We start from the raw sequence: 5,373 nt of genomic DNA on the forward strand, positions 1-5,373 counted from the left end.
GGTGATGTGGTGCGGTGGACGGTTGAGGGTCGGCTGGAGTTTCTGGGCCGGGCGGATGACCAGGCCAAGATCCGCGGCTTCCGCATCGAACCCGGCGAGGTCGAGGCCGTCCTGACGGCTGATCCGGACGTGTCCCGGGCAGCGGTGGTGGTCAGGGAGGACACGGTCGGGGACAAGCGTCTGGTCGCCTACGTCGTACCCGCGGAGCCCGTCGAGGATCTGCCGGCAGTGGTGCGCGCGCGGGCGGGGGAGCGGCTGCCGGGCTACATGGTGCCGTCGGCCGTGGTGGTTCTGGATGAGCTGCCGCTGACTCCGAACGGGAAGCTGGACCGCAAGGCGCTTCCGGTGCCGGAGTACACCACTGGTGCGGGCCGGGGTCCGGCGAACATGCGGGAGGAGATCCTGTGCGCCGCGTTCGCCGACATCCTCGGGCTGGAAAGCGTGGGTGTCGACGACGACTTCTTCGCCCTCGGCGGCCACTCCCTGCTCGCCGCCCGACTGCTGAGCCGGATCCGGACCGTGCTGGGTCTGGACGTGTCCATGCGAGCACTCTTCGACTCACCCACGGTCGCCGGAGTCGCCGCCCGCGCGGCCGATTCCATCGCCGCCCGGCCCACGCCGGCCGCAGGAGAACGCCCCGAACGGCTGCCGTTGTCCTACGCGCAGCGCCGGCTGTGGGCGATCGACCGGCTGGAGGGGCCGAGCACCGCCTACACCATCCCGGCCGCCATACGCGTGACCGGCGAGCTGGACAGGGGGGCGCTCGAAGCGGCCTTCCGTGATGTCATCGCCCGCCACGAGGCTCTGCGTTCGGTGATCGCGGTGGCTGAAGGGGAGCCGTTCCAGCGCATCCTCGCGCCGTCAGACCTGGAGTGGGAACTCCGAACGGCCGAGCTGACGCCCGAGGACCTGGACGACGCGATCGCCGAGGCGCACGCCCACACCTTCGACCTGTCGTCGGAGGTGCCGATACGGGCCTGGCTGTTCACGACCGGGCCAGGCGACCAGGTCCTCGTCCTGCTCGTCCACCACATAGCCGCCGACGGCTGGTCCACGGCACCGCTGGCGCGCGACCTCTCGGAGGCCTACAAGGCACGGTGCGCGGGGCGCGCTCCGGAGTGGCGGCCGCTGCCGGTGCAGTACGCGGACTACGCGCTGTGGCAGCGCGAGCTGCTCGGCGACGCCACCGACCCGGACAGCCCGCTGTCCCGCCAGGTCGCCTACTGGCGCCAGGCTTTGGCAGGAGCGCCGGAGGAGCTGGACCTGCCCGTCGACCGGCCGCGCCCGCCGGTGCCCTCCCACCGCGGGCACCGAGTGCCGCTCGACGTACCGGAGGACGTGCACGCCCGTCTCGCCGAGATGGCGCGGGCCGAGGGTGTGACCACCTTCATGGTGCTCCACGCCGCCCTGTCCGTGCTGCTGTCACGGCTCGGCGCGGGCACCGACATCCCGATGGGTGCCGCCGTCGCCGGGCGCACCGACGAAGCGCTGGACGACATGGTCGGCTTCTTCGTCAACAGCCTGGTGCTGCGGACCGACCTGTCGGGCGATCCGACCTTCCACGAGGTGCTGGTGAGGGCCCGGGACACCGGCCTGTCCGCACTCGCCCACCAGGACGTGCCGTTCGAGAAGCTCGTGGAGGAGCTCTCCCCGACTCGCTCGCTGGCACGCCATCCGCTGTTCCAGGTGATGCTCACCCTGCAGAACAACGCCGAGGCCGCGCTGGACCTCACGGGGACGGTGCCCGACGTCCTGTCCGCGGGATCGACGGCGGCGAGGTTCGACCTTGAGCTCAACATCAGCGAGGACTTCGCCCCCGGCCGCTCGCCGGCCGGCCTGCGAGGCTGGCTGATCGCGGCGGCCGACCTCTTCGAGGAGGAGACCGCCCGACGGCTCGCCGAACGGCTCACGCGACTGCTCGACCTGCTGTGCGGCAGACCTGAGCTGCGGCTGAGCGACATCGACCTGCTCGACGAGGAGGAACGCCGCCGGATACTCACCCAGTGGCAGGCCCCGGCGGTCGACGCCGCGCCCGCGACGCTGCCGGAGCTCTTCGAAGCGCAGGCCGCACGGACCCCCGACGCCACGGCGATCGTCGACGGCGGTGAACAGGTGTCGTACGCGGAACTGGACGCGCGGGCGAACCGGCTCGCCCGGCTGCTGATCCGGCAGGGTGTCGGCCCGGAGTCCGTGGCCGGTGTGTGCATGGAGCGTGGCGCCGATCTGGTCGTCGCGCTGCTCGCCGTGCTGAAGGCCGGAGGCGCCTATCTGCCCCTGGACCCTGCCTACCCCGCCGAGCGGATCGCGTTCCTGCTGGACGACGCGGCACCCGTGGTGATCGTCACCACTGCGGAACTGAGCACGGTCGTACCCCAGGGGGCGGCGCGGATCGCCGTGAACGCCCCCGAGACGGCGGAGGCGCTGGCAGAACTGGACGGCACCTCGCTCTCCGGAGACGAGCGGCGGGCACCGCTGCCGCACCACCCGGCCTATGTGATCCACACGTCGGGCTCGACCGGCCGGCCCAAGGGTGTGGCAGTGACCCACCACGACGTCACCACCCTCTTCGCGCAGACCCGCCCCCTCTTCGGATTCGGCCCGGAGGACGCGTGGAGCTGGTTCCACTCGTTCGCGTTCGACTTCTCGGTGTGGGAGCTGTGGGGGGCGCTGCTGCACGGCGGTCGCGTCGTGGTGGTGCCCTTCACCGTGTCCCGGTCGCCGCGGGAGTTCCTTGACCTGCTGGAGCGCGAGCGGGTCACGATGTTGAGCCAGACCCCGTCGGCGTTCTACCAGCTGATGGCGGCCGAGGAAGTGCGCCCGGAGGCGGTCTCGGGCCTGCGCGCGGTCGTCTTCGGCGGCGAGGCGCTGGACCCCGCGCGCCTGAGCGGCTGGTGGAATCGTCACGGCGCGTCCGGGCCGCGTCTGGTGAACATGTACGGCATCACCGAGACCACGGTCCACGTCACCTTCCAGGAACTGGAACCGCACAGCCGCGCGGCGGGCAGTGTGATCGGACGCGGCATCCCCGGGCTGAGCGTGTTCGTACTGGACGAGCGGCTGACGCCGGTACCCGTGGGCGTCGCCGGTGAGATGTACGTCGCCGGCGGACAACTGGCGCGCGGCTACCTGGGACGGCCGGGGCTGACCGCGGAACGGTTCGTGGCCTGCCCGTTCGCGGCGGGCGAGCGGATGTACCGGACGGGTGACCGGGCACGCTGGACCGAGGACGGGAACCTGGTCTTCGCGGGGCGGTCGGACGAGCAGGTCAAGATCCGCGGCTTCCGGATCGAACCGGGTGAGGTGCAGACGCTCCTGGCGGAGCACCCACGGGTCGCCCAGGCGGCGGTGGTCGCACGCCAGGACACTCCCGCGGACGTGCGCCTGGTCGCCTACGTCGTTCCGGCCGACGGCGAGAACGACGAACTCGCCACCACTGTCCGAGAGTTCGCCGCCGGCGCCCTCCCCGGGTACATGGTGCCGACGGCTGTCGTCGTCCTCGACGCCCTGCCGCTGACGGTGAACGGCAAGCTGGACCGCAAGGCCCTGCCCGCGCCCGACTTCGCGGACGTCGCAGGAGCGGGCCGGGGACCCGCGAACGCCAGGGAGGAGATCCTGTGCGCCGCGTTCGCGGAGGTGCTCGGCCTGGAGAGCGTCGGCGTCGACGACGACTTCTTCGCCCTGGGCGGTCACTCCCTCCTGGCGATCCAGCTGGTGGAGGTCCTGCGGGAGCAGGGCGTCGCGGTATCGGTACGGGTGCTGTTCGACTCCCCGACGGTGGCCGGCCTGGCGCTGTCGGCGGGTGCGGAGCAGGTGGTGGTCCCGGAGAACCTGATCCCGGCCGACGCGACCGCGATCACGCCGGAGATGCTGCCGCTGGCCGACCTGACGGCCGAAGAGGTCGAGCGGATCGTCGCCACGGTCGAGGGCGGCGCCGCGAACATCGCGGACGTCTATCCGCTGGCCCCCCTCCAGGAGGGCCTCCTCTTCCACCACATGCTCACCGAGGGCGGCGAGGACGCCTACGTCCTGCCGTCCGTGCTGGAGTTCGACTCGCGGACCAGGCTGGACGCCTTCCTGACGGTGTTGCAGCGCGTGGTGGACCGGCACGACATCTTCCGCACGTCCTTCGTGTGGGAGGGCCTGCGCGAGCCGGTGCAGGTGGTGTGGCGCCGGGGGCTCATACCCGTGACGGAGATCGTCCTCGACCCGCACGGCGAGACTCCGGAAGCCGCCCTCGTGAACGCCGCAGGGCTGCGGATGGACCTGGGCCGCGCACCCCTGATCGACGTCCACGTGGCCGGGCTGCCCGACGGCCGATGGCTGGCGCTCACCCGCGTGCACCACCTGGTGCAGGACCACACTGCCCTGGAAGTGGTGCTCGGCGAGGTGGAGGCATACCTCACCGGCCGGGGCGACGAACTGCCGGAGCCCCTGCCGTTCCGGACCTTCGTGGCACAGGCCCGCGGTGGGGTCTCACGGGCCGAGCACGAACGGTACTTCGCGGATCTCCTCGGCGAAGTCGAGGAACCCACCGTGCCGTTCGACGTCCTCCAGGCTCACGGCGACGGCACCGACGTGGTGCGAGCGGTGGAGCACCTGGCCCCCGGACTGGAGCAGCGCCTGCGCACGGCAGCACGCCGCTCCGGGACCAGCGTCGCCACGCTCGTACACGTGGCCTGGGCGCGTGTGCTCGCGGCTGTGAGCGGCCGTGATGACGTGGTCTTCGGAACGGTGCTCTTCGGTCGCATGAACGCGGGCGCCGGCGCGGACCGGGTCCCTGGTCCGTTCATGAACACCCTGCCGGTACGCGTCCGGACAGCCGAACTCGGTGTGGCGGACGCGGTGTCGGCCATGCGTGGGCAACTCGCCGAGCTGCTGGAACACGAACACGCCCCCCTGTCGGTGGCGCAGCAGGCCAGCGGCGTGGCCGGTGACACCCCGCTGTTCACGTCCTTCCTCAACTACCGGCACAACGTCGGCGTGAGCATGGACTGGGCCATTGAAGGCATCCGGCTGGTGCTGTCCCGCGAACGCACCAACTACCCGCTCGTGGCCCTGGTCGACGACAACGGCGACAGCATCTCGGTGGCCGTGCACTCGGTCGCCCCGATCGACTCCGGCGCGGTCGTGACGCTGATGCACACCGCCGTGGAGAACCTGGTGAGCGCGCTGGAGTCCGCGCCCGAACTGTCTCTGGGCGGGGTGGAGGTGCTTGCTGCGGCTGAGCGGCGGCGGGTGCTGTCGGAGTGGAACGACACGTCCACCGATGTCCGGGACTCGTTGGTGTGGGAGTTGTTCGAGGCGCAGGTGGCGCGGACGCCGGATGCGGTGGCGGTGGTCGCGGATGGTGTGTCGGTGTCGTATGCGGAGCTG

1 protein-coding gene is annotated in these 5,373 nt (G+C 71.4%); it reads left to right on the top strand.

The features are described from left to right. Positions 1-5,373, top strand: a 5,373-nt coding sequence (locus ACFT4A_RS42170; protein WP_382841946.1) for an amino acid adenylation domain-containing protein, incomplete at both ends; no start/stop codon positions are given.

It is taken from the genome of Streptomyces sp. NPDC057099, from assembly GCF_042671245.1.
Taxonomy (GTDB): Bacteria; Actinomycetota; Actinomycetes; order Streptomycetales; family Streptomycetaceae; genus Streptomyces; species Streptomyces purpurascens.